Genomic DNA, 22,993 nt, shown 5'->3' on the forward strand with positions numbered 1-22,993 from the left:
ATCAGAAGCGGTCTTGAAAAAATCCGCTTCCGCTGGTATATAAGTCTCAAATTCTTGGTCGTTTGAACAAGAGTGGGCCCTCCCGGACCCGCTCTTTTTTGTTACTTGCGGCCAACTTGAAGAGGCTTTCCAGCCTTTTGAAAGGTTTTTAGGTTGACGGAACAGGTTCAGGCAAACGAAGCAGAAACGCTCTCGGCAGGCGCGGACGAGCGCATCATTCGCGAGACGGGTATCGATGCGAAAGTGGCTTCCATCATTGAGCCCATCATCAATACGCTGGGCTTCCGGCTGGTACGCGTGCGTCTCTCGGGGTTGAACGGCCAGACCCTGCAGATCATGGCCGAGCGCCCCGACGGCACGATGACCGTCGATGATTGCGAACTGGTCAGCCGCACGGTTGCGCCGGTTCTCGACGTGGAAGATCCGATCAACGGAAAATACCATCTGGAGATTTCGTCTCCCGGTATTGACCGTCCGCTGGTCCGCAAGTCGGATTTTGCCGACTGGGCCGGTCACATCGCAAAGGTGGAAACGTCCATCGTCCACGAAGGTCGCAAGAAGTTCCGCGGGCGCATCGTTCTCGGCGACGCCGAATCCGTCGTGATCGAAAGTGACCAGATTTCCTATGGCAGCGAACCTGTTGTCCGCATTCCATTTGATCTGATTTCGGATGCACGCCTTGTTCTGACCGACGACCTGATCCGCGATGCGCTGCGCAAGGACAAGGCCCTGCGCGAAGGCCGCATTCCGGGTGACGATCTGGGTAGCGATGAAGCGGGCGAGCCGTCCGGCGAAGCCGCATCGGGCGAAGCCGAAGATAAAGAATAAGTTTCAGGCGTCCGGCATCTTGAGGGGCCGGGTGCGACACCAAGGAGAGTCCAATGGCAGTCAGTGCTAACAGGCTGGAGCTTCTGCAGATCGCCGACGCGGTCGCACGCGAGAAGTCGATCGACCGCGAGATCGTTCTTGCGGCCATGGCCGATGCGATCCAGAAGGCGGCGCGGTCGCGTTACGGCCAGGAAAGCAATATCCGGGCCGATATCAACGCAAAGTCCGGTGAGATCAAGCTGCAGCGCCTGCTCGAAGTCGTCGAGCATGTGGAAGATTACGCGACCCAGATTTCGCTCTTCACCGCCCGTGACCGCAATCCCGATGCACAGATTGGCGATTTCATCGCCGATCAGCTTCCGCCAATGGACTTTGGCCGTATTGCCGCCCAGTCGGCAAAGCAGGTCATCGTGCAGAAGGTACGCGAAGCCGAGCGTGACCGCCAGTATGATGAATACAAGGATCGCGTTGGCGAAATCGTCAACGGCACCGTCAAGCGTGTCGAATACGGCAATGTGATCGTCGATCTTGGCCGTGGCGAAGCCATCGTGCGCCGGGATGAGCTGATCCCGCGTGAAGCTTTCCGTTATGGCGACCGCATTCGCGCCTATGTCTACGACGTGCGCCGTGAACAGCGCGGTCCGCAGATTTTCCTGTCGCGTACGCATCCTTCCTTCATGGCGAAGCTTTTCACCATGGAAGTGCCGGAAATCTACGACGGCATCATCGAAATCAAGTCGGTTGCCCGCGATCCGGGTTCCCGCGCCAAGATTGCGGTCGTGTCGCGTGACGCTTCCATCGATCCGGTCGGCGCATGCGTTGGCATGCGCGGTTCCCGCGTTCAGGCCGTTGTCGGCGAACTGCAGGGCGAAAAGATCGACATTATTCCGTGGTCGCCGGATGCGGCTTCCTTCATCGTCAATGCGCTTCAGCCCGCTGAAGTTGCCAAGGTCGTTCTCGATGAAGATGCCGAACGTATTGAAGTTGTCGTCCCGAATGACCAACTATCACTTGCAATCGGTCGTCGCGGCCAGAACGTGCGCCTCGCTTCCCAGCTCACCGGCTGGGACATCGACATCCTGACGGAAGACGAAGAATCCGAACGTCGCCAGAAGGAATTTGCTGAACGTTCGACGCTCTTCATGGAAGCCCTCAACGTTGACGAGATGGTTGGCCAGGTTCTGGCTTCGGAAGGTTTCGCATCCGTTGAGGAACTGGCCTATGTCGAGCCGGGCGAAATCGCCTCCATTGACGGGTTTGATGACGATACGGCTGGCGAAATCCAGGAACGCGCTCGTGAATATCTGGATCGCATCGAAAGCGAACAGGATGATCGTCGCAAGGAACTGGGCGTCGAGGATGAACTGCGTGAGCTGCCGGGCATCACTACGGCGATGCTGGTCGCTGTCGGTGAGGATGGCGTAAAAACCATCGAGGACTTTGCTGGTTATGCCGTTGATGATCTGGTCGGCTGGCGTGAACGCAAGGACGGTGAAACCGTCGCCCATAGCGGTATCTTCTCTTCGTTTGACGTTTCGCGCGTTGACGCGGAACAGATGGTCCTGACTGCGCGTTTGAAGGCAGGATGGATCACGGAAGAAGAACTGGCATCGGCTCAGGAAGAAGAAGCAGAAGCCGAAACGGGCGAAGAGGAAGCCGCTTCCTAAGAAGCGTTCCGGAATAAAAGAGCCGCATGGCTTCTTACGTCTGGGATCATTCGGGCGTAAGCTATGCGGCTCTTGCAATTGAGCTCTGAAAAATGGCCGTCGTTCATTTGAATTGATTGGCCGGTTCAGCTTCGAGTGCGGTTCCGGCCATCTTACGGGTTGTGATAGGGCTTGTGCTCTGGTACAGCGCCCGCGTTACGTCCGATGCGTGGGCAGACCGCAATATGGCAAGACTGGAGTTCGGTTGGAGCAGGATATGAATGACAGAACCTGTATCGTCACGCGCGAAAGCGGTTCTGCCGATGATATGATCCGCTTCGTGGCCGGTCCCGACGGTTCCGTAGTGCCGGATTTGAAACGGAATCTGCCGGGCAGGGGATGCTGGGTGAAAGCCGAGCGTCGTCTGGTGGATGAAGCGGTCAAGCGCAAGCTTTTTGCGAGGGCGCTGAAAGAAGGCGTGACGCCGCAGGTGGATCTCGGCGCGCTGGTTGACCAGCTGCTGACGAAATCTGCACTCGGTAGCCTCGCTCTGGCTCGCAAGGCCGGGGCCGTGGTGTCGGGTTCGACCAAGGTGGATCAGGCGATCCGCACCGGGACAGCCGCCATGGTGTTGCACGCCAGGGAAGCCGCTGCCGACGGTGTACGCAAGCTTGATCAGGCTCGCCGCGCCGTGGTGCATCTGGATGGCCCGGAAATCCCTTCTTTCTCTCTTTTTACGGGAGAAGAAATGGATTTGGCATTTGGGGGCGGAAATGTGATACATGCAGCCGTACTTGAAGGAAAGGCGGCAGCCGGGTTCGTAAAGCGGGCGCTTATATTGCATCGCTATCGCGGTGAAAGCGCATCGGATCTGGATTAGAGCGTACTCTGGAGGGGCTTGGCAGACCCCGGATCGGATTGCGCGTTGAAGCGGATGACTGGAGCTTTATCCAACATGACCGGTCACGTTGGATAATGCTCGGGTAGAGCGGCCGGAGCCGCGAAGGAAACGGAAACGTAATGAGCGATAAAACGAACGACGACAAGACGCTGAGCGTTAATACGAAGAAGACGCTGACCATGAAGCGGCCAGGCGTCGAGCAGAGCACCGTGCGCCAGAATTTCAGCCACGGCCGCACGAAGGCTGTCGTCGTTGAAACGAAAAAGCGCAAATTCTCGCGGCCTGACGAGAAGCCGGAAGTCGAAGCGGCGGCCCCACGGCCAACTGCTCCTGCCCCGGCGGCTCCTGCGCCTGCAACCCCTGCACCGGCTCAGGCCGCACAGCCTGCCCAGGCTGCACAGCCCGCTCCGGCAGTGCGTGCGCCAGCACCTGCAACTCCGGCACCGAAGCCGGCAGCACCTGCAGCTTCGGTAACGAAGCCGCATGTCGCGCAGCAGCGCCCGGCGCAGCAGCGTCCAGGCGGTCAGCAGGCACAGCGCCCGCGTCCGTCCGACCGCTCGGGCATGGTGCTGAATACGCTGTCGCGCTCCGAAATGGATGCACGCCGCCGCGCGCTCGAAGAGGCACAGGTACGCGAAGTTGAAGAACGCGCACGCGCTGTCGAGGAAGCCAAGCGCCGCGCCGAGGAAGAAGCACGCCGCGCCAAGGAACGTGAAGAATCTGCCCGTCGTCAGGCGGAAGAGGAAGCTCGTCTCAAGGCTGAAGCGGATGCCCGCCGCAAGGCCGAGGAAGAGGCTGCCAAGCGCATGCCGCAGCCGGAAGCCCGCACCGAGCGTCGCGATGATGCGCGTCCGGCGCCACAAGGCAATCGTCCGCGTGAGGCCGGTCGTCCCCAGGGTAACCGCCCGCCGCAAGGTGGTCGTCCGCAGCAAGGCGGACCCCGCCCGGCACCGAGCCTCGTCGATGCCGCTCCGATTCCCGGCAAGCCGCTTCCGCAGAGCCAGCTTCGCAAGCCTGGTCAGTCGGAGGACGACGACGATCGTCGCGGCGTAGTCCGTCGCGGCGCGCCTGCCAAGCCTGAAGTGCGCGCACCAAAAGCCACCAAGGGTGAGGATGATCGGCGCCGCGGCAAGCTCACTCTGACGAGCAATCTTGAGGAAGAAGGACGTTCGCGTTCGCTTTCGGCGATGCGTCGTCGTCAGGAAAAGTTCAAGCGTTCGCAGATGCAGGAAACACGCGAAAAGATTTCGCGTGAAGTGACCATTCCTGAAACCATTACGCTTCAGGAACTGGCCCAGCGTATGGCTGAACGCTCTGTCGATATCATCAAGTACCTGATGAAGCAGGGGCAGATGATGAAGCCGGGCGACGTCATCGACGCCGATACCGCGCAGCTGATCGCCGAAGAATTCGGCCATACCGTCAAGCGCGTTGCTGAATCGGACGTTGAAGAAGGTATCTTCAATGTGGAAGACAATCAGGCTGCCATGGTTTCGCGTCCGCCGGTCGTGACCATTATGGGCCACGTCGACCACGGCAAGACATCGCTTCTCGACGCCATCCGCCATGCCAATGTCGTGTCGGGCGAAGCCGGCGGCATTACCCAGCATATCGGTGCCTATCAGGTCGAGCAGAACGGCCAGAAGATCACCTTCATCGATACGCCGGGTCACGCCGCATTCACGGCGATGCGTGCCCGCGGTGCGCAGGCTACCGATATTGCCATTCTGGTGGTGGCCGCTGACGACAGCGTGATGCCGCAGACGATTGAATCGATCAACCACGCCAAGGCGGCGGGTGTTCCGATCATCGTGGCGATCAACAAGATCGACAAGCCTGCTGCCGATCCGCAGAAGGTTCGCACTGCCCTGCTGCAGCACGAAGTCTTCGTCGAATCGATGGGCGGTGAAGTGCTCGACGTCGAGGTTTCGGCCAAGAATAAGATCAACCTCGACAAGTTGCTCGATGCTGTTCTGCTTCAGGCTGAAATGCTGGATCTGCAGGCAGATCCGACCCGTACCGCCGAGGGCGTGGTCATCGAAGCCCAGCTTGATCGCGGTCGCGGTTCCGTTGCTACCGTTCTTGTCCAGAAGGGCACGCTGCATCCGGGCGACATTCTCGTCGCCGGTAGCGAATGGGGCCGCGTGCGCGCTCTGGTCAACGACCGTGGCGAGCATGTCAAGGAAGCCGGCCCGGCAATGCCGGTCGAAATCCTCGGCCTTCAGGGAACGCCACAGGCGGGCGACCGGTTCGCGGTTGTCGCCAACGAAGCCAAGGCCCGTGAAATCGCCGAGTACCGTCAGCGTCTGGCGCGTGACAAGGCTGTTGCACGCCAGTCGGGTGCACGCGGTTCGCTTGAGCAGATGATGAACCAGCTTCAGGTTTCGGGCACGAAGGAATTCCCGCTCGTCATCAAGGGCGACGTGCAGGGCTCCATCGAAGCGATCAGCAATGCGCTGGACAAGCTTGGCACCGACGAAGTTCGCGCTCGCATCGTCCATTCGGGCGCAGGCGGTATCACGGAAAGCGACGTGTCGCTGGCCGAGGCTTCCAACGCAGCCATCATCGGCTTCAACGTCCGCGCCAACAAGCAGGCCCGCGACGCAGCCGACCAGCAGGGCATCGAAATCCGCTACTACAACATCATCTATGATCTCATCGATGACGTTAAGGCAGCGATGTCGGGACTTCTGTCGCCGGAACGCCGCGAGACCTTCCTTGGCAATGCCGAGATTCTCGAAGTCTTCAACATCACGAAGGTCGGCAAGGTCGCCGGTTGCCGTGTCACCGAAGGCAAGGTCGAGCGTGGCGCAGGCGTCCGCCTTATCCGCGACAACGTGGTTATCCACGAAGGCAAGCTCAAGACGCTCAAGCGCTTCAAGGACGAAGTGTCGGAAGTTCCGGCCGGTCAGGAATGCGGTATGGCGTTCGAGAACTACGACGATATTCGCGCAGGCGATGTCATCGAAGCCTTCCGCGTCGAACACGTTTCGCGCACGCTCTAATTACTGTACAGCCGGGCTGCCGAGAGGTGGCCCGGCTTTTCATTATCCGGTCCAGAGGGTCTGACTCCCGGCTGGATTGTGGTAAGTTGCGTATTATTGCGCCTGCCAATTTGTAGTCATGTTGTCGGACAGTCCTTCGGGATTGGATGCCGATTGGCGGCCGTTTATCGAGGATATAGCCATGGCACGTTCTCCAGATCCGAAAGGCTCAGGCGGCCTTTCACAGCGTCAGCTTCGCGTCGGCGAACAGGTCCGCCACGCATTGGCGCAGGTGCTTCAGCGCGGAGAAATCCGCGACGAACTCATCGCGCGCACTGTGATCTCCGTCTCGGAAGTGCGCATGTCGCCCGACCTCAAGATCGCGACCTGCTTCATCACTCCGCTCGGCGATGCCGACACGCAGGCGGTCATCAAGGCGCTGGCCGCAAACGCAAAGTTCATTCGCGGACGCATGGCGCCCAGCCTCAGCCAGATGAAATACATGCCGGAATTCCGCTTTCGGGCCGATACCAGCTTTGACAATTTTTCCAAGATCGATGCGCTGCTCCGCTCGCCGGAAGTCGCTCGCGATCTTGGGCACGATGATGAAAAAGACGGGGAGGCAGACAAGGCTTCCCGCAATGGAGACGAATAAAGCATGGCAAGACGGGGCAAGAAAAAAGGTCGCCCGATATCCGGCTGGGTCATTTTTGACAAGCCAAAAGGGATGGGATCGACCGAGGCGGTCTCGAAGATCAAGTGGCTGTTCAATGCAGAAAAGGCCGGCCACGCCGGTACACTTGATCCGCTTGCCTCCGGTATGCTTCCCATAGCACTCGGCGAAGCGACCAAGACCGTGCCTTATGTCATGGATGGGACCAAGATCTATCGTTTTACGGTCAGCTGGGGCGAGGAGCGCTCTACGGACGATCTCGAGGGCCAGCCGACCAAGACCTCGGACAAGCGGCCGTCGCGCGGCGATATCGAGGCATTGCTGCCGAATTATACCGGCGTCATTTCACAGGTTCCGCCGCAATTCTCCGCCATCAAGATTGATGGCGAGCGCGCCTATGACCTCGCCCGTGAAGGCGAGACGGTCGAAATCCCGTCCCGCGAAGTCGAGATAGACCGGCTGGAAATCGTCGGTATTCCGGATGCCGACCGCACCGAGTTCGAAGTCGAATGCTCCAAGGGCACCTATGTGCGCTCGCTGGCACGCGACATGGGCCGCGATCTTGGCTGCTACGGTCATATTTCGGAGCTGCGCCGCATTGAAGTTGCCCCGTTCACGGAAGAGGATTCCGTGACGCTGGCGGAACTGGAACAGGCATGGCCGCCGCTTCCGCCGAAAGACGAGGAAGGCAATATCGTCGAGCCGGCCCCGCGTCGCGATTTTTCGGCGATTGACGCATTGGTCATCGATACGGGTGCAGCCCTCGACTGCCTGCCGCAGGTGCCGCTTTCCGACGATCAGGCGCAGCGCGTGCGTCTCGGTAATCCGGTGATCCTGCGTGGTCGCGATGCGCCTTTGGAAGCGGACGAAGCCTGTGTCACCACGCGGGGAAAACTGCTTGCCATCGGCTATATCGAGCACGGGCAGTTCAAGCCGAAGCGCGTTTTCACAACGGGCTGACGCTTGCCGAAAGATCGCGGTGAGGCGGCAAATCGAATTGAGACTGGCATTCTTGCCATTTTTGCACTATATGCCCCTCATCGATCATGCGTAACAGCATGTCAGATCGTGTAAATGGCCCGCGCTGGACGACATCCCGGCCCGGGCGTCTGGTTTTCCTCTCATCTAGAAAGGGTGTTACGATGTCGATTACTGCTGAGCGCAAGCAAGCACTTATCAAGGAATACGCCACCAAGGAAGGCGACACCGGTTCTCCTGAAGTACAGGTTGCCGTTCTTTCCGAGCGTATCGCCAACCTCACCGAACACTTCAAGGGCCACAAGAATGACAATCATTCGCGTCGCGGCCTTCTGAAGCTGGTTTCGCAGCGTCGTCGCCTTCTTGACTATGTCAAGGGCATTGACGAAGCGCGTTATCAGGCGCTGATCGGCCGTCTCGGCCTGCGCCGCTAAGGTTGAAATCGGGCGACGCTTCAAAACGTCGCCCGTTTGATTTATAGGCATTTGGTCGTGCGGATAGCCGCGAACCGATCGAATGCGACTGTGAGCATGTCTCCCAAGAGCGGGAACCGGTTTTGGGACGAAGACATGCCTGGAAACAACAGATTGAGTTGAAGCGCGAACATATGTGAGCGCATCCGCTCTATCGGGCGAACGCCCGCTGGCATGAAACGACGCACCGGGTGCATTCCGTCATGCCTATGAAGAGCCCACAAGGCTCATGACCTGGACCAGTCATGGGGCAGGATTGCAGGCAGTTCGTGTCAGAGCGCATTCGGAAACGAATGTTCCGGCACATCACGAACTTCCCGTTGTCTTGCCCGTGGCCCGTCCGCCAACCGAGGCGATGCCTTCAGGCGCTTTTGCGCGGCATCACCACATGAGGACAAGATATGTTCAATACCCATAAAGTAGAAATCGAATGGGGCGGTCGTCCGCTCACGCTCGAAACCGGCAAGATCGCCCGTCAGGCCGACGGCGCTGTTCTGGCAACCTATGGCGAAACCGTCGTTCTGGCGACTGTCGTTTCTGCCAAGGAACCAAAGCCGGGCCAGGATTTCTTCCCCCTGACCGTCAACTATCAGGAAAAGACCTATGCCGCCGGCAAGATTCCGGGTGGCTACTTCAAGCGTGAAGGTCGTCCGAGCGAAAACGAAACGTTGGTTTCGCGCCTGATCGACCGCCCGATCCGCCCGCTCTTCGTCGATGGCTACAAGAACGACACACAGGTTGTCATCACCGTCGTCCAGCACGATCTGGAAAACGATCCGGACGTCCTGTCCATGGTTGCAGCTTCCGCAGCGCTCACCATTTCGGGCGTGCCTTTCATGGGCCCGATCGGCGGCGCACGCGTCGGCTACATCAATGGCGAATACGTCCTGAACCCGAATATCGACGAAATGCCGGAATCGAAGCTCGATCTGGTGGTCGCCGGTACGTCGGAAGCCGTGCTGATGGTTGAATCGGAAGCACAGGAACTTTCCGAAGAAGTCATGCTGGGCGCCGTTGTTTTCGGCCAGAAGGGCTTCCAGCCTGTGATCGATGCGATCATCAAGCTCGCTGAGGTTGCTGCCAAGGAACCGCGCGACTTCCAGCCGGAAGACCTGTCGGCCCTCGAAGCCAAGATGCTCGCCGTTGTCGAAAACGACCTGCGCGACGCTTACAAGATCACCGAGAAGCAGGCCCGTTACGCCGCCGTCGATGCCGCCAAGGCAAAGGCGAAGGAGCATTTCTTCCCCGAAGGCGTGGAAGAAACCGAAATGTCGCCGGAACAGTTTGCGACCATTTTCAAGCATCTGCAGGCCAAGATCGTTCGCTGGAACATTCTCGATACCGGCAGCCGCATCGACGGTCGCGATCTGAAGACCGTTCGTCCGATCGTGTCGGAAGTCGGCCTTCTGCCGCGCACCCACGGTTCGGCGTTGTTCACCCGTGGTGAAACGCAGGCTATCGTTGTTGCCACGCTCGGCACCGGCGAAGACGAACAGATGATCGACGCCCTGACCGGCACCTACAAGCAGCCTTTCATGCTGCACTACAACTTCCCGCCGTACTCCGTTGGTGAAACCGGCCGCATGGGTTCGCCGGGCCGCCGCGAAATCGGTCATGGCAAGCTCGCATGGCGCGCTATCCATCCGATGCTGCCTGCGGCAGAGCAGTTCCCATACACGATCCGCGCGGTTTCCGAGATCACGGAATCGAACGGCTCGTCCTCGATGGCGACCGTTTGCGGCACCTCGCTGGCTCTCATGGATGCAGGCGTTCCGCTCGCGCGTCCGGTTGCCGGTATCGCCATGGGCCTGATCAAGGAAGGCGAACGCTTCGCCGTTCTCTCCGACATTCTGGGTGACGAAGATCACCTTGGCGACATGGACTTCAAGGTTGCCGGTACGGAAAACGGCATCACTTCGCTGCAGATGGACATCAAGATCGACGGTATCACCGAAGAGATCATGAAGGTTGCTCTGGAACAGGCCAAGGGCGGCCGCGTCCACATCCTCGGCGAAATGGCGAAGGCTCTGTCCACGTCGCGTGAAGAACTGGGCGAATTCGCTCCGCGCATCGAAGTGATGAACATCCCGACCGACAAGATCCGTGACGTTATCGGTTCGGGCGGCAAGGTCATCCGCGAAATCGTGGAAAAGACCGGCGCCAAGATCAACATCGAAGACGACGGCACGGTGAAGATCGCTTCGTCCAACGGCAAGGAAATCGAAGCCGCCAAGAAGTGGATTCATTCGATCGTTGCCGAACCGGAAGTCGGCGAAATCTACGAAGGTACGGTCGTCAAGACCGCGGACTTCGGCGCGTTCGTGAACTTCTTCGGCCCGCGTGACGGTCTGGTTCACATCTCGCAGCTCGCTTCCGACCGCGTTGCCAAGACCACCGATGTCGTCAAGGAAGGACAGAAGGTCTGGGTCAAGCTGATGGGCTTCGACGAGCGCGGCAAGGTTCGCCTGTCGATGAAGGTTGTCGATCAGGAAACCGGCAAGGAAATCGTCCAGGAAAAGAAGAAGGAAGAAGCTGACGCTGAATAAGCGTTGCCTCTTCACTGAAATCGGAAAGCGCGCCGCAAGGCGCGCTTTTTTGTTGCATGGGATTTATTTCAAGACCATGGATGAACCATGATTACACCTATGACCCCACCGGCTCAGCAAACACTCTTTCTCCCGTTCGATCAGGGCATTCTGGATATACCCGAAGAAGGCCAGTCCTTCCTCGCTTGCGGTCTTTCCGCCGACCGGCGTCTTGAAGATGAATGGAAACAGGCACTGACGTTCCTGCAGCCATGGCGCCCCGATTGGCTGGCACTGGAAAAGGAAGGCTTCAAAGCAGTTCCCAGATTAGGCCCCAAATTGGACGAGGAGAGCCGTTTTTCCGGCGGGCTGCTTATGCTTGGAAAACATCGCGGACGCAATGAGGCGTGGTTTGCGGAGCTTCTGGCGCGTGTTGAGCCGGGCGGGTGGATTGCCGTGTCCGGGGACAAGAAGCTCGGCATCGACAGTTTTCGGAAATGGGTCGGCAATATTACCGAGATCAGCGACCGCATGTCGAAGAATCATGCCGTGGTGTTCTGGCTGAGAAGGCCCGCCGATCTCACCGACGATTTTATCGCCGCGCTGAAGCCGCTTGCTGCAGATATTGACGAAGTATTCCGGACCGAACCCGGCATGTTTTCGCATGGCGTCATCGACAAGGGGTCGGCCTTGCTCGTGCCGCATATGGAAAAGATCGTTTTCGGCCATGTCGCCGATCTTGGCGCGGGCTGGGGCTATCTCGCAGCGCAGAGCCTGAAATATGCTGATCGCATCAACGCAATCGATCTTTATGAGGCCGATTTTGAGGCTCTGGAAGCCGCACGCGGCAATCTGGAACGGCTCGGTGCGTCAGTGCCGATCCGCTTCAACTGGTTCGATGTGACGAGCGAGAAGTTGACGGGCATCTATGACACTGTGGTCATGAACCCGCCCTTCCACGAGGGGCGGGCGACGGATGTCTCGCTTGGTCAGGCATTTATTGCGGCCGCCGCGTCGCGTCTCAAGCCGGGTGGGCGTCTGCTGATGGTCGCGAACCGCCAGCTGCCTTATGAGGCGACGCTCAAAGGGTTGTTCAAGAATGTAACGCTGCTTGAGGAAGCAAGCGGCTTCAAGATATACGATGCGAAGAAGTAAAACAAAAAGCCGCCTCGAAAGGCGGCTTTTTCAATTCTGGAACGCTTATTCGCCGCGCTCGGCGTCGGAGCTTTTCAGCTCTTCGAGCGTGGGCATGGAAACAATGTTGTAGCCGGAATCCACATAATGGATTTCGCCGGTGACACCGCTTGACAGGTCGGACAGCAGATAGACTGCCGATTTGCCCACATCATCGATATCGACAGTGCGGCGCAGCGGCGAATTGCGACGCTGATAGCTGAAGATCGCACGCGCATCGCCAATGCCGGCACCGGCCAGCGTGCGCACCGGGCCCGCCGAAATGGCGTTGACGCGGATGCCCTGCGGGCCGTAATCGGCAGCAAGATAACGAACCATGGCTTCAAGTGCTGCCTTGGCAACGCCCATGACGTTGTAGTTCGGAATGGTGCGCGTCGATCCGCCATAGGTCAGCGTCAGGATCGAGCCGCCGTCCTTCATGAGCTTTTCGGCGCGCTGTGCCATTTCCGTGAAGGAGTAGGCGGAAATCACCATGGTGCGGCTGAAATTTTCGCGCGTGGTGACGTCTGCGTAGCGACCCTTCAGTTCGTTCTTGTCGGAAAAGCCAATGGCGTGAACGATGAAATCGAGCTTGCCCCACTTCTTCTCGATTTCGGCAAAAACCGCATCGACCGATTCGATATCTTCCACATCGCAAGGCAGCACGAAATCCGAACCCACCTGTTCGGCAAGCGGCTTCACGCGCTTGCCCAGCGCATCGCCCTGATAGGTGAAGGCGAGTTCGGCACCCTGTGCGGCGAGCTGTTTCGAAATTCCCCAGGCGAGTGAGTGATTATTCGCGACCCCCATGATCAGGCCGCGTTTTCCCTTCATCAAACCTTCCATATTTCCCTCTCCGTCAGCCCTGGTAACGCTGGAACACCAGCGTTGCATTGGTGCCGCCAAATCCGAAAGAGTTGGAGAGCACGGTGTTGAGCTGAGCATTGTCGATGCGCTTGCGCACGATTGGCATGTCCGCGAAGGCGGGGTCCAGTTCTTCGATATGTGCGCTTTCGCAGATGAAATTGTTCTGCATCATCAAAAGCGAATAAATCGCTTCCTGCACGCCTGTTGCACCGAGCGAATGGCCGGTCAGAGACTTGGTGGCGGCAATCGGCGGGCAGGCGTCGCCGGATCCGAAAATCTGGCGGATGGCTTCGATTTCCGGCGCATCGCCGGCAGGCGTCGAAGTGGCGTGCGGGTTGATGTAGTCGATCTTGGTTTTGACGGTCGAAAGCGCCATTTTCATGCAGCGGATCGCGCCTTCGCCGGACGGAGCCACCATGTCGTAGCCGTCAGAAGTGGCACCGTAGCCAACGATTTCGCCGTAGATCTTCGCACCACGCGCAAGGGCGGTTTCGAGATCTTCCAGCACCAGAACACCGGCACCGCCTGCGATAACGAAACCGTCGCGGTTCTTGTCATAGGCGCGGGAAGCGGTGGCGGGCCTGTCGTTATATTTGGTCGACATTGCGCCCATGGCGTCGAACAGCACCGAAAGCGTCCAGTCGAGATCCTCGCAGCCGCCTGCGAACATGCGGTCCTGCTTGCCATACTGGATCATTTCGAATGCATTGCCGATGCAATGGTTCGAGGTCGCGCAGGCCGACGAAATCGAATAATTGATGCCCTTGATCTTGAAGAACGTGGCAAGCGTCGCGGAAGCCGTCGAGCTCATGGCTTTCGGCACGGCAAACGGGCCGACCCGCTTCGGACCTTTTTCGCGGGTGATGTCCGCGGAATCGACGATGGTGCGGGTCGAAGGACCGCCGGAACCCATGATGATGCCGGTGCGGTCGTTGGAGATTTCCTCTTCGGAAAGCCCCGCATCTGCAATGGCCTGATCCATGGCAATGTGGTTCCAGGCCGTGCCACGGCCATGGAAACGCATCGCGCGCCGGTCGACGAGGGCTTCAACGTCGATTTTCGGGGCACCGTGCACCTGGCAGCGGAAGCCGAGCTCAGCATATTCCTCAGCGCGGGAAATGCCGGACTTTGCTTCACGCAGCGAAGCCGTGACTTCTTCGGTGTTGTTACCAATCGAGGATACGATCCCCATACCCGTTACGACCACACGCCGCATCGCGTTCTCCTTTACACCTGTTCCGTGAGCGACGCGCCCTTATTGCGGACTGCCGCTTGTTCACGGTTACATAGGTGAGATCTTCGCATGTTTTGAGCGCGGCCGCATGAAAACTGTTCACTTTTTGCAGTCGCGCTCGTGGATGATGATGATTGAGGCGCCTTACTGGCCCTCACTGTCCTTCGACAGACCGACACGAAGATCGGTTGCCCGGTAGATGGTTTCGCCATCGGCTTTCAGCCAGCCGTCAGCCGTGCCGAGCACGAGGCGGCCGCGCATGACGCGCTTGAAATCGATGCCATATTCAAGAAGCTTGGTATGCGGGCGCACCATGCCCTTGAACTTGACTTCGCCGGTGGAGAGAGCCATGCCGCGGCCCGGCTCGCCGAGCCAGCCGAGGAAGAAACCGGTCAGCTGCCACATGCCGTCAAGGCCAAGGCAGCCCGGCATGATTGGATTGCCCATGAAATGACACGGGAAATACCAGTCGTCGGGGCGCACATCATACTCGGCGCGGATATAGCCCTTGTCGAACTCGCCGCCGGTTTCGGAAATATCTGTGATGCGATGGACCATCAGCATCGGAGGCAGGGGAAGCTGAGCATTGCCGGGGCCGAACATCTCGCCGCGCGCGCAGGCCAGGAGTTCTTCATACCCGTAGCTTGATTTCTGTTCTGCCATTACGCCTCCCTTGAGGTTCATTCTGTATCGACCGGCAATCCGGCCCAATTGTAGGTTTCACCGGAACATCCCTACCACAGACAGTTTCCGGCAGTAAAATCATGCCTTGGATTAATTCGGGGTTTATCCGAAAAACCGCGCAATTCCCAAGGCTATTGATAGTTATTTCGCAACGGCATATATCAATGTCAGTATGCAATGGGCAACAGCCCGTTTGACGATTGATGATTTTGCAACAAGCTTGTGACGGAACCAACGGTGAATATGCAGTCTTCACATACCCACTCGACGGTCTCGATGGAAGAGCAGCTCCGCCGCGCGGGCCTGCGTCCGACGCGGCAACGCGTTGCGCTTGCGAGCCTGATCTTCGCCCAGGGTGATCGCCATCTGTCTGCGGAAGATCTCCACGAAGAGGCTGTCATGGCCGACGTGCCGGTGTCGCTTGCAACGGTTTACAACACGCTGCACCAGTTCACGGAAGCGGGCATGCTGCGCATCATTGCGGTTGAAGGCTCGAAGACCTATTTCGATACGAATATTTCGGACCACCAGCATTTCTTCCTGGAAGGAGAAAATGTCGTGTTCGATATTCCGCATGGCGAAAAAGGCCAGCCTACGGTTGCCAACATGCCCGATGCGCCGGACGGCATGGAAATCGTCAATGTGGATATCATCGTTCGCCTGCGCCGCAAGGGCCAGTAACAGGGCGCCCTGTTTCAGTCGAAATTAAAAGAAAGCGGCCATGGCCGCTTTTTTTTGTTGCCTATTGGCGCGCATGGAGCTGAAAAGGGAAAAAATTCTGCTGTCCCGGGTGAATCGCCTCCCAGATTTCGGCCGGGCCCATTCCATGGAGATATCATGCGCAAACTGCTTGTCGCCGCAACCATCCTCGCCGTCTTCACCGCCGGCAGCGCCTTTGCAAAAACCATACGGATCGGCGTAACTCCGGGGCCGCACGCCCAGATCATGGAAAAGGTGAAGGAAGTCGCGGAAAAGAACGGCCTGGAAATCGATATTCAGGAATTCTCGGATTATGTCATTCCGAACATGGCGCTCGCGGATGGTGCGCTGGAAGCGAACTCGTTCCAGCACAAGCCCTATCTCGACAATCAGGTGGCCGATCGCGGTTTCGAAATTGTGAGCGTTGCCGAAACCGTCAACTTTCCAATGGGGCTTTATTCGAAGAAATTGAAGAATATCTCCGAGCTCACCGACGGCGCGACGATTGCGATTCCCAACGATCCCACCAATGGCGGGCGCGCTTTGCTCGTTCTTGCCGAAAACGGCATCATCAAGCTCGATCCGTCCAAGGGGCTGAAAGTCAGCGCCCTCGATATCGTCGAGAACCCGAAGAACCTGAAATTCGTTGAGCTTGATGCCGCCCAGCTTCCGCGTTCGATGGAAGACGTCGATGCTGCCGTCATCAACACCAACTATGCCATGGAAGCGGGTCTGAACCCGGCAACCGACCCGCTGGTGCGGGAAGGCGAAAAGGCGCCTTACGTCAATATTCTTGTCGTTCGTACCGCAGACAAGGATGCCGACTGGGTGAAGGCGCTGATCTCTTCCTATCACAGCAATGAAGTGAAGGAATTCATCGCCACGACGTTCAAGGGATCGGTGATTCCTGCCTGGTGAAACATCAAGTGGAAGCGGGGCGATTTTTCGCCCCGCTCGCTTGTCAGCCTTTCAGTTCCATTTGAATGTTGCGGAAGGGAAGGCCGTCGTCGTCTTCCGCTCGCTCGCCGGCGACTTTGAAACCCAGGCGGCTATAGAAACGGCATGCTCGTTCGTTGTCGGCATAGACTTCGAGCGATAACTCGCCCTTCAATGCCAAGGCGTGATGAATCAGAATCTGTCCTATTCCACGGCCTTGAACGTCGGGGTCAACGAACAGCCCGCCGATGAAACTATCGAGCAGACCGATAAAGCCCACCGGCCTGCCATCGATTGCCGCAACCCATGTTTCCGCGTTTTCAAGATAGACGTCTTCTATGAGCCTGCGCTGCTCTTGAAGTCGGTCTTCTCCAAGAAAGGAATGGGCTTCCAGGGAGGCTCTATACCAGATGGATGACAAGGATGATTTATCCGACCCATCATAGGCGCGGATTATTGCTTCGTGATTTTTCATGATTTCCAGAGTTTTGAATATGCACAAGAGTTCCGCCGCACGGGCGGGTTCAAATCCGTTAAAACGGCAGCGATGAACGTCTGCGCATAAAACTCCTTCAAAATTTCAATTCAGCACGCAGCCGATCTGATTGAGTGAAACCGGCGCTCTAATCGCAATATCGGTTCGTGCCGGGCGAAGTCAAGCTTGGCCGGTCCGTTATCAAACACCGCAGGAAGGGGTCAGTCGAAAACCTCTCCGGGATAAACGCCCCAGAGATCCGATTGCTTTATCCAGCCGCGGACCCCGCCCATGTCCACCCGGCACCACTGGCCGGTGCACTCGCGCACAGTCCCGACCACACCCGGCTCGATCTCGGCCACCAGCCCCGCTGTATCGCTGGCATCGCGGCGCATATTGATCATTGAACCCTGATCGTTCTTGAGCCAGGGGGCTGTGATAGCGGTTCGTTTGCCAGAAAGCAGCGACTGGTAAACCCAGCCTTCCGTGCCGTCGGCATCGCGGATACGGCGCCAGTTGTCATATTCCTGAATGATTTCGACCGGCAGTCCTGCCTTCATGAAAAGCCATGAAACCGCATAATCACGCCCCGGTCCGATGCGCAGATTGACGCGAGCAGGTTTAAGGCTGACGAAACGCGGAACGGGAAGTCCGCTCGCGCCGACAGTGGTGCCTGCGGGTTCTGCAGCCTGTGAGGCATGTCTGTGCGAAGCGCCAAGCGGCGCCAGAATGAGAAAAAATGCCAGAAAGCCGAGCGTGGCTATCCAAAAGCGTTGCGAAAGTACTCTGTACAAACTGCGACCTCTCGCCGTCCTGTCACGACAGAACGGCAGTAGCTTCGGCAGTAAAGGGAGCTGCGAGGCGACGTTGCCGTCCTGTTTTCAGGTCGGTGCATCCATTTGTGTACAACAGATGGAGATGCGACCTAATTATTTGATTTCAAATGCACCTTTCCAGAAAGTCGTTGCAGGCTTTCCAAGAGGCACTTGAAGCTTCCGGTTTTTCTTTGTCTTTGCCGCTTCGCCTTGATAGAGATGTTCAGCCGAAGCAATATCCCATATTGCACCGCCTTGGTTAAGGAGGTCTCAACATGAAGCTTCGGTTAACGCATTTTCGGGAAATGTGGGAGTAGGTTTCCCTTGGAAATGTGCAGGAAATTTCTTGGAGCGCGCCCTGTCGGTTGATTACACTACAGGCTGTTCCGGGGGCTTTGCTCAACAATGGGGTGGAGATGTCGAACAAGAAGAAACCGCTGGTCGTTCTTACGCGAAAATTGCCGGACCCAGTGGAAACCCGAATGCGGGAACTGTTTGATGCGCGTCTGAACATAGACGACCACCGCATGAATCAGCCGGAAATCATCGCCGCGATGAAAGAAGCGGACGTTCTGGTGCCCTGCATCACGGATGTCATCGACGCGGCGGCAATCGAACAGGCTGGCCCCAATCTCAAGCTGATCGCAAATTTCGGCAATGGCGTCGACAATATCGACGTTGCCGCAGCCGCAAAGCGCGGAATTACCGTCACCAATACGCCCAATGTTCTCACCGAGGATACGGCGGACATGACACTGGCGCTGCTGCTCTCCGTGCCAAGACGTCTGGTGGAAGGCGCCAACATGCTGGGCGAGCGCCACGGGCAGTGGCCGGGCTGGTCGCCTACCTGGATGCTCGGGCGGCGTATCTGGGGCAAACGCCTCGGCATTGTCGGCATGGGGCGCATCGGTACGGCTGTTGCCCGCCGCGCCAAGGCTTTCGGACTTTCCATTCACTATCACAACCGCAAACGCGTCAGCCCGCAGGTCGAGGAAGAGCTGGAAGCGACCTATTGGGACAGTCTCGACCAGATGCTGGCCCGGATGGATATCATCTCGGTCAACTGCCCTTCGACGCCCGCCACATTCCATCTGCTGTCTGCACGTCGCATCGCACTGATGCAGCCGACCGCCTATATGGTCAATACGGCCCGCGGCCAGATCATCGACGAAAATGCGCTGATCGAACTGATCGAGCAGGGCAAGCTGGCTGGCGCCGGTCTGGACGTGTTCGAGAACGAACCGGCGGTCAATCCTCGCCTGCTGGCGCTTGCCGAAAAAGGCAAGGTCGTCCTGTTGCCCCATATGGGGTCGGCCACCATGGAAGGCCGCATCGACATGGGCGACAAGGTCATCATCAACATCAAGGCTTTTGTCGACGGACATCGCCCGCCCGACCGCGTATTGCCGAACCGGGTTTAACTTTTCCGGCTTGCGGTCTGCGTTTCTTCGGCATTCTTGCCGTCGATGAAACGCAGCACCGTGTGGGCGTAAAGACGTGGGTTTTCAACGGGAACGCCATGCCCGGCATCGGGCAGAATAATCAGCTCTGCGCCCGGTATCTGGCTGGCAATGAACTCTGTATGCTCGCGCGTGATGGCGGTATCGCGATCACCGATGACAATCGCCGTGCGCACGCGGATGCGGGACAAGTCCGCATCCGTATAATTCGGCTCGTTGGCCCAGAGCGCATGAATTTCCCTGTCAATGCTCTCATAATGGCGCAGTTCCGGTATCGGCTTTCCTTCGGCTCGTGCCTCGACATAACCGGTATTGCCGTCGGGCGTGGCGTTTGCCGCCTGCGCGAAAAGGCTTTTCAGCCGCTCGGGATAACGCATGGCGATATCGAGGCCGATAATGCCGCCATCGCTCCAGCCGACGAGATCGACCTTATCGATGTGGAGAAAATCGAGCAGCGCCACATAATCGTCTGCCATCAAACCATAGGTGATCGGCTCTACCGTGCGAGTGGAACGTCCCTGTCCGCGGCTGTCGGCGACGATCACCGTGTGGTGACGCGCAAGGATTGGAAGCTGCGCATCCCACACATGCTGGTCGGACAAGCCACCGGGAATAAGCAGGATCGGCGAACCGCTACCGACGATCCTGTAGTACATCTGGATGCCGTTTAAATCGGCGAAAGCGGGAGGTGACGCGGGAATGGTCATGCGCGCAATTTTTTCAGTCGAAACGGGGGAGGGAAAAGAGAAAGCGAAGCCGATCAGCAGAACCGCAACCGTCAGTGTAGTCTTTCCCTTCATGAATTCCCCGCCCCATTTTCAGGGTCTTCGGATAAGCGTCGGCAGATCATAGAGATAGGCAATTCGCTTGATGGCGTCCTGTAGCGGTTCCAGCGTGACCGTCATCGTATGGCCGCTCGCATGGATCAGCATGTCGGGCGATGCGCAGATGGCGACATGGCCCTTCCAGAAGACGAGATCGCCGCGCTTCAGGTTCGAATAATTCGCATCGGGCTCGACGATTTCGCCAAGCGTGTTCTGTTGCATGTCGGAATCGCGCAGAACCTTGCGGCCCGCCACCCACATGGAAAGTTGCACGAGGCCGGAGCAGTCGATGCCGAAGCCCGACGTGCCGCCCCATAGATAGGGGGTGTGAAGAAGGGTTTCTGCAACGGCCACATAGTCCGCCGCGTGTTCGTAGACCGGCGCAAGATGGCTTGCGATCAGCGCCTCACCGCTTTCCAGCAACGCATATTTCGTGCCTCGCGTCTCGGCAGCGCCGACGATGCGCACGCGTGAACCGAGCGACAGTGCCTTCGTATGCGGGAAGCGAAGATCAGAGCCGGGATAAATGAAGGTACGGGGCACCACTACCATATGCGTGGCATCGCCCGCCGGGCGTTCCAGCGCGGCAGCGGAGACATAACCCGTATAACCGTCGCGTTCTGCCTGAACCCACGACCAACCGTCCATTTCCTCGAAGACGCGGACAGAATCGCCAAAGATCATCTGGGTCTGCGGCCCGCTATCCATGCGCGGTTCGGCACGCAGGTCGACAACCGGGGCGGAAACCTGCATCGGCGTTCCCGCGGCAAACCGCGCCGCTTCTACCCGCCCGGTCAGCCTTTCATCGGCGAGGTCCGGGCGATAGGCGTTGAGGCGGCGGTCGAGCATGGTCAAAGTGGTAACTCCCTTGCTTTGGCGATCACCAGATCACCCAGTCTTTCAACATAAAGTGCACCGGCGACCGTTCTTTTTACTAGCACATTTCGTCGGTCTTTTTCATCACGATGCCGGGAGACGAACTCAAGCGCGCCCATTGTGTCGAGCGCGCGGGTGATAACCGGCTTGGTAACGTTCAGTTTTGCCGCAAGTCCCCGCACCGTATGCGGCGGGGGCTCCAGATAGATGGTGAGGAGAATGGCTGCCTGCCGCGTGGTGAGATCGGGCATCTCGTCGCGCACCTGTTCCAGCGACAGGGTTCTCAGCAATGTCAGGGCCTGCAACGGCTTCAGCTCAATTGGCATCCGGCTCCACCCGAACAGGGATTGTTTCGGAACCGTTTTATTCAATCTGCTTTCTGCGTTTCAGGCAAGGAGATTCATTGCGCCGGGTAGCGTTCCTTCAAAAGCTGGTAAAGAGCGCGAATGGCCTGCGCCTCGCCACCGACCGGAGAGGCAGGCTTTTCGACCGGCACCCAGCCGAAAATGTCGAAATGTGCCCATGCCTTGGCTTTTTCGACAAATTTGCTGAGGAAGAGGGCTGCCGTTACCGATCCGGCGAAGCCGTCGGTTGTAACATTGTTGATGTCGGCAATCCGCGAGGAGAGTTTTTGCGCATAGGGTTTCCAGAGCGGCATTCGCCACAGAGGGTCCGCTGTCCTATCCGCGCACTGGGCGATGGAAGCGGCAAGCCCGTCATCATGCGTATAGAATGGCGGCAGGTCTGGACCAAGCGCGACACGCGCAGCCCCCGTCAGCGTCGCCATGTCGATCACGAGTTCAGGCTCTTCCTCATCGGCAAGTGCCAGCGCGTCGGCGAGGACCAGTCGGCCTTCCGCATCTGTATTGCCGATTTCGACGGTCAGGCCCTTTCGGCTTTGCAGCACATCTCCCGGCCGGAAGGCATTACCGGCAATCGAATTCTCCACCGCCGGGATGAGGACCCGCAACCGCACCGGCAGTTGTGCGTCCATGATCATGGAGGCGAGACCCAGCACATTGGCGGCCCCGCCCATGTCCTTCTTCATGAGAAGCATTCCGCTTGCCGGCTTGATATCGAGACCGCCGGTGTCGAAGCAGACGCCCTTGCCGACCAGCGTGATTTTCGGATCGCCTGCCTTGCCCCAGCCAAGATCGATCAGGCGCGGCGCAATGGCGCCAGCGCGACCGACCGCATGGATCATCGGAAAATTCTTCTCCAGAAGCGCATCGCCTTCGGTGACGGCAATATCGGCATTGCATTTCTTCGCCAGTTCACGGGCGGCGTTTTCGAGGGCATCCGGCCCCATATCGTTGGTCGGCGTGTTGATGAGGTCGCGCACCAGCGTCACCGCGCTGGCGATGCGGCGAATTTCGGCTTCATCCACGCCATCCGGCAGGGCGAGGCGAATCGCCTTGCCGTTTGCCTTGCGATAACGCGTAAAATTATAGCCGCCCATCAGGAAGCCCAGAACCGCGAGCGCTGCATCGTCGACTGCGCCTTCTATATGCCAGTCTCCTTCCGGGAGGCTGCGCGCGAGCTTTCCGGCCAGAAGCTGCGACTGGCCGCCTATTTCCCCGTCGCCGGTCCCAAACAGTGCACCCGATACCGAACCGCCCGCGCCGGGGAGGGCGAGCACACGTCCGGCTTCGCCGTCAAAGCCATTGGCTTTGGCCCACGCAATTGCCTCAGGAGGAAGGCCGGAAGTTTCCAGCCCGCCTTTCGGCGTAAACCAGATCGGACGGCTTTGTTCGGATTTTCGGGAAAGAAGTTCGACAGACATGATGCTCTTTCTGGCCAGTAAACGCTGTCCGGCAAAAGCGCTGGGATTTTGTCGGAAGTTCATAAAAACAAGCAGATAGCGCATGCCGAAAAGTGTGAAACGATTTTCGGACAAGATGCGCTAAAACAAACGGATAGCGCGATTATTGCCGTGCGGAAA

General features: G+C 58.3%; 21 protein-coding genes. 12 read left to right on the forward strand and 9 right to left on the reverse strand.

The window, feature by feature from the left end; genetic code table 11:
* Positions 1–153 precede the first annotated feature (153 nt).
* From rimP to J9800_RS19315, 9 genes are all read left to right on the forward strand, one after another.
* The gene (gene rimP / locus J9800_RS19275) at positions 154–828 is read left to right on the forward strand and encodes a ribosome maturation factor RimP (protein ID WP_112588471.1); all 675 of its coding nucleotides are present in this window, start codon (positions 154–156) and stop codon (positions 826–828) included.
* A gap of 53 nt (positions 829–881) precedes the next feature.
* On the forward strand, positions 882–2,495 hold the full coding sequence (gene nusA, locus J9800_RS19280) for a transcription termination factor NusA (RefSeq protein ID WP_112588473.1): 1,614 nt from the start codon (positions 882–884) through the stop codon (positions 2,493–2,495).
* 244 nt (positions 2,496–2,739) lie between these two features.
* Positions 2,740–3,354 carry an RNA-binding protein gene (locus tag J9800_RS19285; RefSeq protein WP_286191816.1) on the forward strand — a complete coding sequence of 205 codons (615 nt, stop codon included), beginning with the start codon at positions 2,740–2,742 and terminating at the stop codon, positions 3,352–3,354.
* A gap of 140 nt (positions 3,355–3,494) precedes the next feature.
* Positions 3,495–6,380, forward strand: a complete 2,886-nt coding sequence (gene infB, locus J9800_RS19290) for a translation initiation factor IF-2 (protein ID WP_114214413.1) — start codon at positions 3,495–3,497, stop codon at positions 6,378–6,380.
* Positions 6,381–6,561: 181 nt separating this feature from the next.
* Positions 6,562–7,014, forward strand: coding sequence for a 30S ribosome-binding factor RbfA (rbfA, locus tag J9800_RS19295; protein WP_114214648.1), 453 nt, complete (start codon positions 6,562–6,564; stop codon positions 7,012–7,014).
* A 3-nt stretch (positions 7,015–7,017) separates the two neighbouring features.
* On the forward strand, positions 7,018–7,992 hold the full coding sequence (gene truB, locus J9800_RS19300) for a tRNA pseudouridine(55) synthase TruB (RefSeq protein ID WP_114214412.1): 975 nt from the start codon (positions 7,018–7,020) through the stop codon (positions 7,990–7,992).
* Between the two features lie 182 nt (positions 7,993–8,174).
* The gene (rpsO, locus tag J9800_RS19305; RefSeq protein ID WP_006473093.1) at positions 8,175–8,444 is read left to right on the forward strand and encodes a 30S ribosomal protein S15; all 270 of its coding nucleotides are present in this window, start codon (positions 8,175–8,177) and stop codon (positions 8,442–8,444) included.
* A 440-nt stretch (positions 8,445–8,884) separates the two neighbouring features.
* Positions 8,885–11,029 carry a polyribonucleotide nucleotidyltransferase gene (pnp, locus tag J9800_RS19310; protein ID WP_114214411.1) on the forward strand — a complete coding sequence of 715 codons (2,145 nt, stop codon included), beginning with the start codon at positions 8,885–8,887 and terminating at the stop codon, positions 11,027–11,029.
* 99 nt (positions 11,030–11,128) lie between these two features.
* Positions 11,129–12,163, forward strand: coding sequence for a class I SAM-dependent methyltransferase (locus J9800_RS19315; protein ID WP_114214410.1), 1,035 nt, complete (start codon positions 11,129–11,131; stop codon positions 12,161–12,163).
* 45 nt (positions 12,164–12,208) lie between these two features.
* Here the strand turns inward: J9800_RS19315 and fabI are convergent, their stop codons facing one another.
* From fabI to fabA, 3 genes are all read right to left on the reverse strand, one after another.
* Positions 12,209–13,027: an enoyl-ACP reductase FabI gene (gene fabI / locus J9800_RS19320; RefSeq protein WP_112588485.1), complete on the reverse strand. Its 819-nt coding sequence runs from the start codon at positions 13,025–13,027 to the stop codon at positions 12,209–12,211.
* 13 nt (positions 13,028–13,040) lie between these two features.
* Complete coding sequence (gene fabB / locus J9800_RS19325) at positions 13,041–14,264, reverse strand: beta-ketoacyl-ACP synthase I (RefSeq protein ID WP_112588487.1); 1,224 nt, start codon at positions 14,262–14,264, stop codon at positions 13,041–13,043.
* Positions 14,265–14,426: 162 nt separating this feature from the next.
* Positions 14,427–14,945, reverse strand: a complete 519-nt coding sequence (gene fabA, locus J9800_RS19330) for a 3-hydroxyacyl-[acyl-carrier-protein] dehydratase FabA (RefSeq protein WP_006473091.1) — start codon at positions 14,943–14,945, stop codon at positions 14,427–14,429.
* A gap of 264 nt (positions 14,946–15,209) precedes the next feature.
* On the opposite strand from fabA, the gene irrA reads away from it, so the two are divergent.
* Both irrA and J9800_RS19340 read left to right on the forward strand, forming a co-directional pair.
* Positions 15,210–15,647, forward strand: a complete 438-nt coding sequence (gene irrA / locus J9800_RS19335) for an iron response transcriptional regulator IrrA (protein WP_025090646.1) — start codon at positions 15,210–15,212, stop codon at positions 15,645–15,647.
* A gap of 156 nt (positions 15,648–15,803) precedes the next feature.
* Positions 15,804–16,583: a MetQ/NlpA family ABC transporter substrate-binding protein gene (locus tag J9800_RS19340; protein ID WP_114214409.1), complete on the forward strand. Its 780-nt coding sequence runs from the start codon at positions 15,804–15,806 to the stop codon at positions 16,581–16,583.
* Between the two features lie 43 nt (positions 16,584–16,626).
* Here the strand turns inward: J9800_RS19340 and J9800_RS19345 are convergent, their stop codons facing one another.
* Both J9800_RS19345 and J9800_RS19350 read right to left on the reverse strand, forming a co-directional pair.
* A complete protein-coding gene (locus J9800_RS19345) occupies positions 16,627–17,076 on the reverse strand; it encodes a GNAT family N-acetyltransferase (protein WP_114214408.1) in 450 nt (149 codons plus the stop codon).
* A gap of 221 nt (positions 17,077–17,297) precedes the next feature.
* Positions 17,298–17,870, reverse strand: a complete 573-nt coding sequence (locus J9800_RS19350) for an SH3 domain-containing protein (RefSeq protein WP_114214407.1) — start codon at positions 17,868–17,870, stop codon at positions 17,298–17,300.
* A 437-nt stretch (positions 17,871–18,307) separates the two neighbouring features.
* On the opposite strand from J9800_RS19350, the gene J9800_RS19355 reads away from it, so the two are divergent.
* Complete coding sequence (locus J9800_RS19355) at positions 18,308–19,312, forward strand: 2-hydroxyacid dehydrogenase (RefSeq protein ID WP_112588495.1); 1,005 nt, start codon at positions 18,308–18,310, stop codon at positions 19,310–19,312.
* On the opposite strand, the gene J9800_RS19360 is transcribed toward J9800_RS19355, so the two are convergent.
* From J9800_RS19360 to J9800_RS19375, 4 genes are all read right to left on the reverse strand, one after another.
* Complete coding sequence (locus J9800_RS19360) at positions 19,309–20,151, reverse strand: alpha/beta fold hydrolase (protein ID WP_114214406.1); 843 nt, start codon at positions 20,149–20,151, stop codon at positions 19,309–19,311. The two genes, J9800_RS19355 and J9800_RS19360, sit on opposite strands and share 4 nt — an antisense overlap.
* An 18-nt stretch (positions 20,152–20,169) precedes the next feature.
* Positions 20,170–21,024: a C40 family peptidase gene (locus tag J9800_RS19365; RefSeq protein ID WP_114214405.1), complete on the reverse strand. Its 855-nt coding sequence runs from the start codon at positions 21,022–21,024 to the stop codon at positions 20,170–20,172.
* A gap of 2 nt (positions 21,025–21,026) precedes the next feature.
* The gene (locus tag J9800_RS19370; RefSeq protein ID WP_109987099.1) at positions 21,027–21,377 is read right to left on the reverse strand and encodes a MarR family transcriptional regulator; all 351 of its coding nucleotides are present in this window, start codon (positions 21,375–21,377) and stop codon (positions 21,027–21,029) included.
* Between the two features lie 74 nt (positions 21,378–21,451).
* On the reverse strand, positions 21,452–22,834 hold the full coding sequence (locus tag J9800_RS19375; protein ID WP_114214647.1) for a leucyl aminopeptidase family protein: 1,383 nt from the start codon (positions 22,832–22,834) through the stop codon (positions 21,452–21,454).
* Positions 22,835–22,993 lie beyond the last annotated feature (159 nt).

Origin of the sequence: Ochrobactrum sp. AP1BH01-1, assembly GCF_018066705.1 — a bacterium.
Classification (GTDB): Bacteria; Pseudomonadota; Alphaproteobacteria; order Rhizobiales; family Rhizobiaceae; genus Brucella.

Excerpts from the sequence above, each read along its gene's own strand:
- nusA (WP_112588473.1), top strand. The coding sequence starts at position 882 with ATGGCAGTCAGTGCTAACAGGCTGGAGCTTCTGCAGATCGCCGACGCG.
- rpsO (WP_006473093.1), top strand. The coding sequence starts at position 8,175 with ATGTCGATTACTGCTGAGCGCAAGCAAGCACTTATCAAGGAATACGCC.
- truB (WP_114214412.1), top strand. The coding sequence starts at position 7,018 with ATGGCAAGACGGGGCAAGAAAAAAGGTCGCCCGATATCCGGCTGGGTC.
- fabI (WP_112588485.1), bottom strand. The coding sequence starts at position 13,027 with ATGGAAGGTTTGATGAAGGGAAAACGCGGCCTGATCATGGGGGTCGCG.
- rbfA (WP_114214648.1), top strand. The coding sequence starts at position 6,562 with ATGGCACGTTCTCCAGATCCGAAAGGCTCAGGCGGCCTTTCACAGCGT.
- infB (WP_114214413.1), top strand. The coding sequence starts at position 3,495 with ATGAGCGATAAAACGAACGACGACAAGACGCTGAGCGTTAATACGAAG.
- J9800_RS19315 (WP_114214410.1), top strand. The coding sequence starts at position 11,129 with ATGACCCCACCGGCTCAGCAAACACTCTTTCTCCCGTTCGATCAGGGC.
- J9800_RS19355 (WP_112588495.1), top strand. The coding sequence starts at position 18,308 with ATGTCGAACAAGAAGAAACCGCTGGTCGTTCTTACGCGAAAATTGCCG.
- J9800_RS19345 (WP_114214408.1), bottom strand. The coding sequence starts at position 17,076 with ATGAAAAATCACGAAGCAATAATCCGCGCCTATGATGGGTCGGATAAA.
- J9800_RS19370 (WP_109987099.1), bottom strand. The coding sequence starts at position 21,377 with ATGCCAATTGAGCTGAAGCCGTTGCAGGCCCTGACATTGCTGAGAACC.
- J9800_RS19360 (WP_114214406.1), bottom strand. The coding sequence starts at position 20,151 with ATGAAGGGAAAGACTACACTGACGGTTGCGGTTCTGCTGATCGGCTTC.
- J9800_RS19365 (WP_114214405.1), bottom strand. The coding sequence starts at position 21,024 with ATGCTCGACCGCCGCCTCAACGCCTATCGCCCGGACCTCGCCGATGAA.
- irrA (WP_025090646.1), top strand. The coding sequence starts at position 15,210 with ATGCAGTCTTCACATACCCACTCGACGGTCTCGATGGAAGAGCAGCTC.
- pnp (WP_114214411.1), top strand. The coding sequence starts at position 8,885 with ATGTTCAATACCCATAAAGTAGAAATCGAATGGGGCGGTCGTCCGCTC.
- fabA (WP_006473091.1), bottom strand. The coding sequence starts at position 14,945 with ATGGCAGAACAGAAATCAAGCTACGGGTATGAAGAACTCCTGGCCTGC.
- J9800_RS19375 (WP_114214647.1), bottom strand. The coding sequence starts at position 22,834 with ATGTCTGTCGAACTTCTTTCCCGAAAATCCGAACAAAGCCGTCCGATC.
- fabB (WP_112588487.1), bottom strand. The coding sequence starts at position 14,264 with ATGCGGCGTGTGGTCGTAACGGGTATGGGGATCGTATCCTCGATTGGT.
- J9800_RS19340 (WP_114214409.1), top strand. The coding sequence starts at position 15,804 with ATGCGCAAACTGCTTGTCGCCGCAACCATCCTCGCCGTCTTCACCGCC.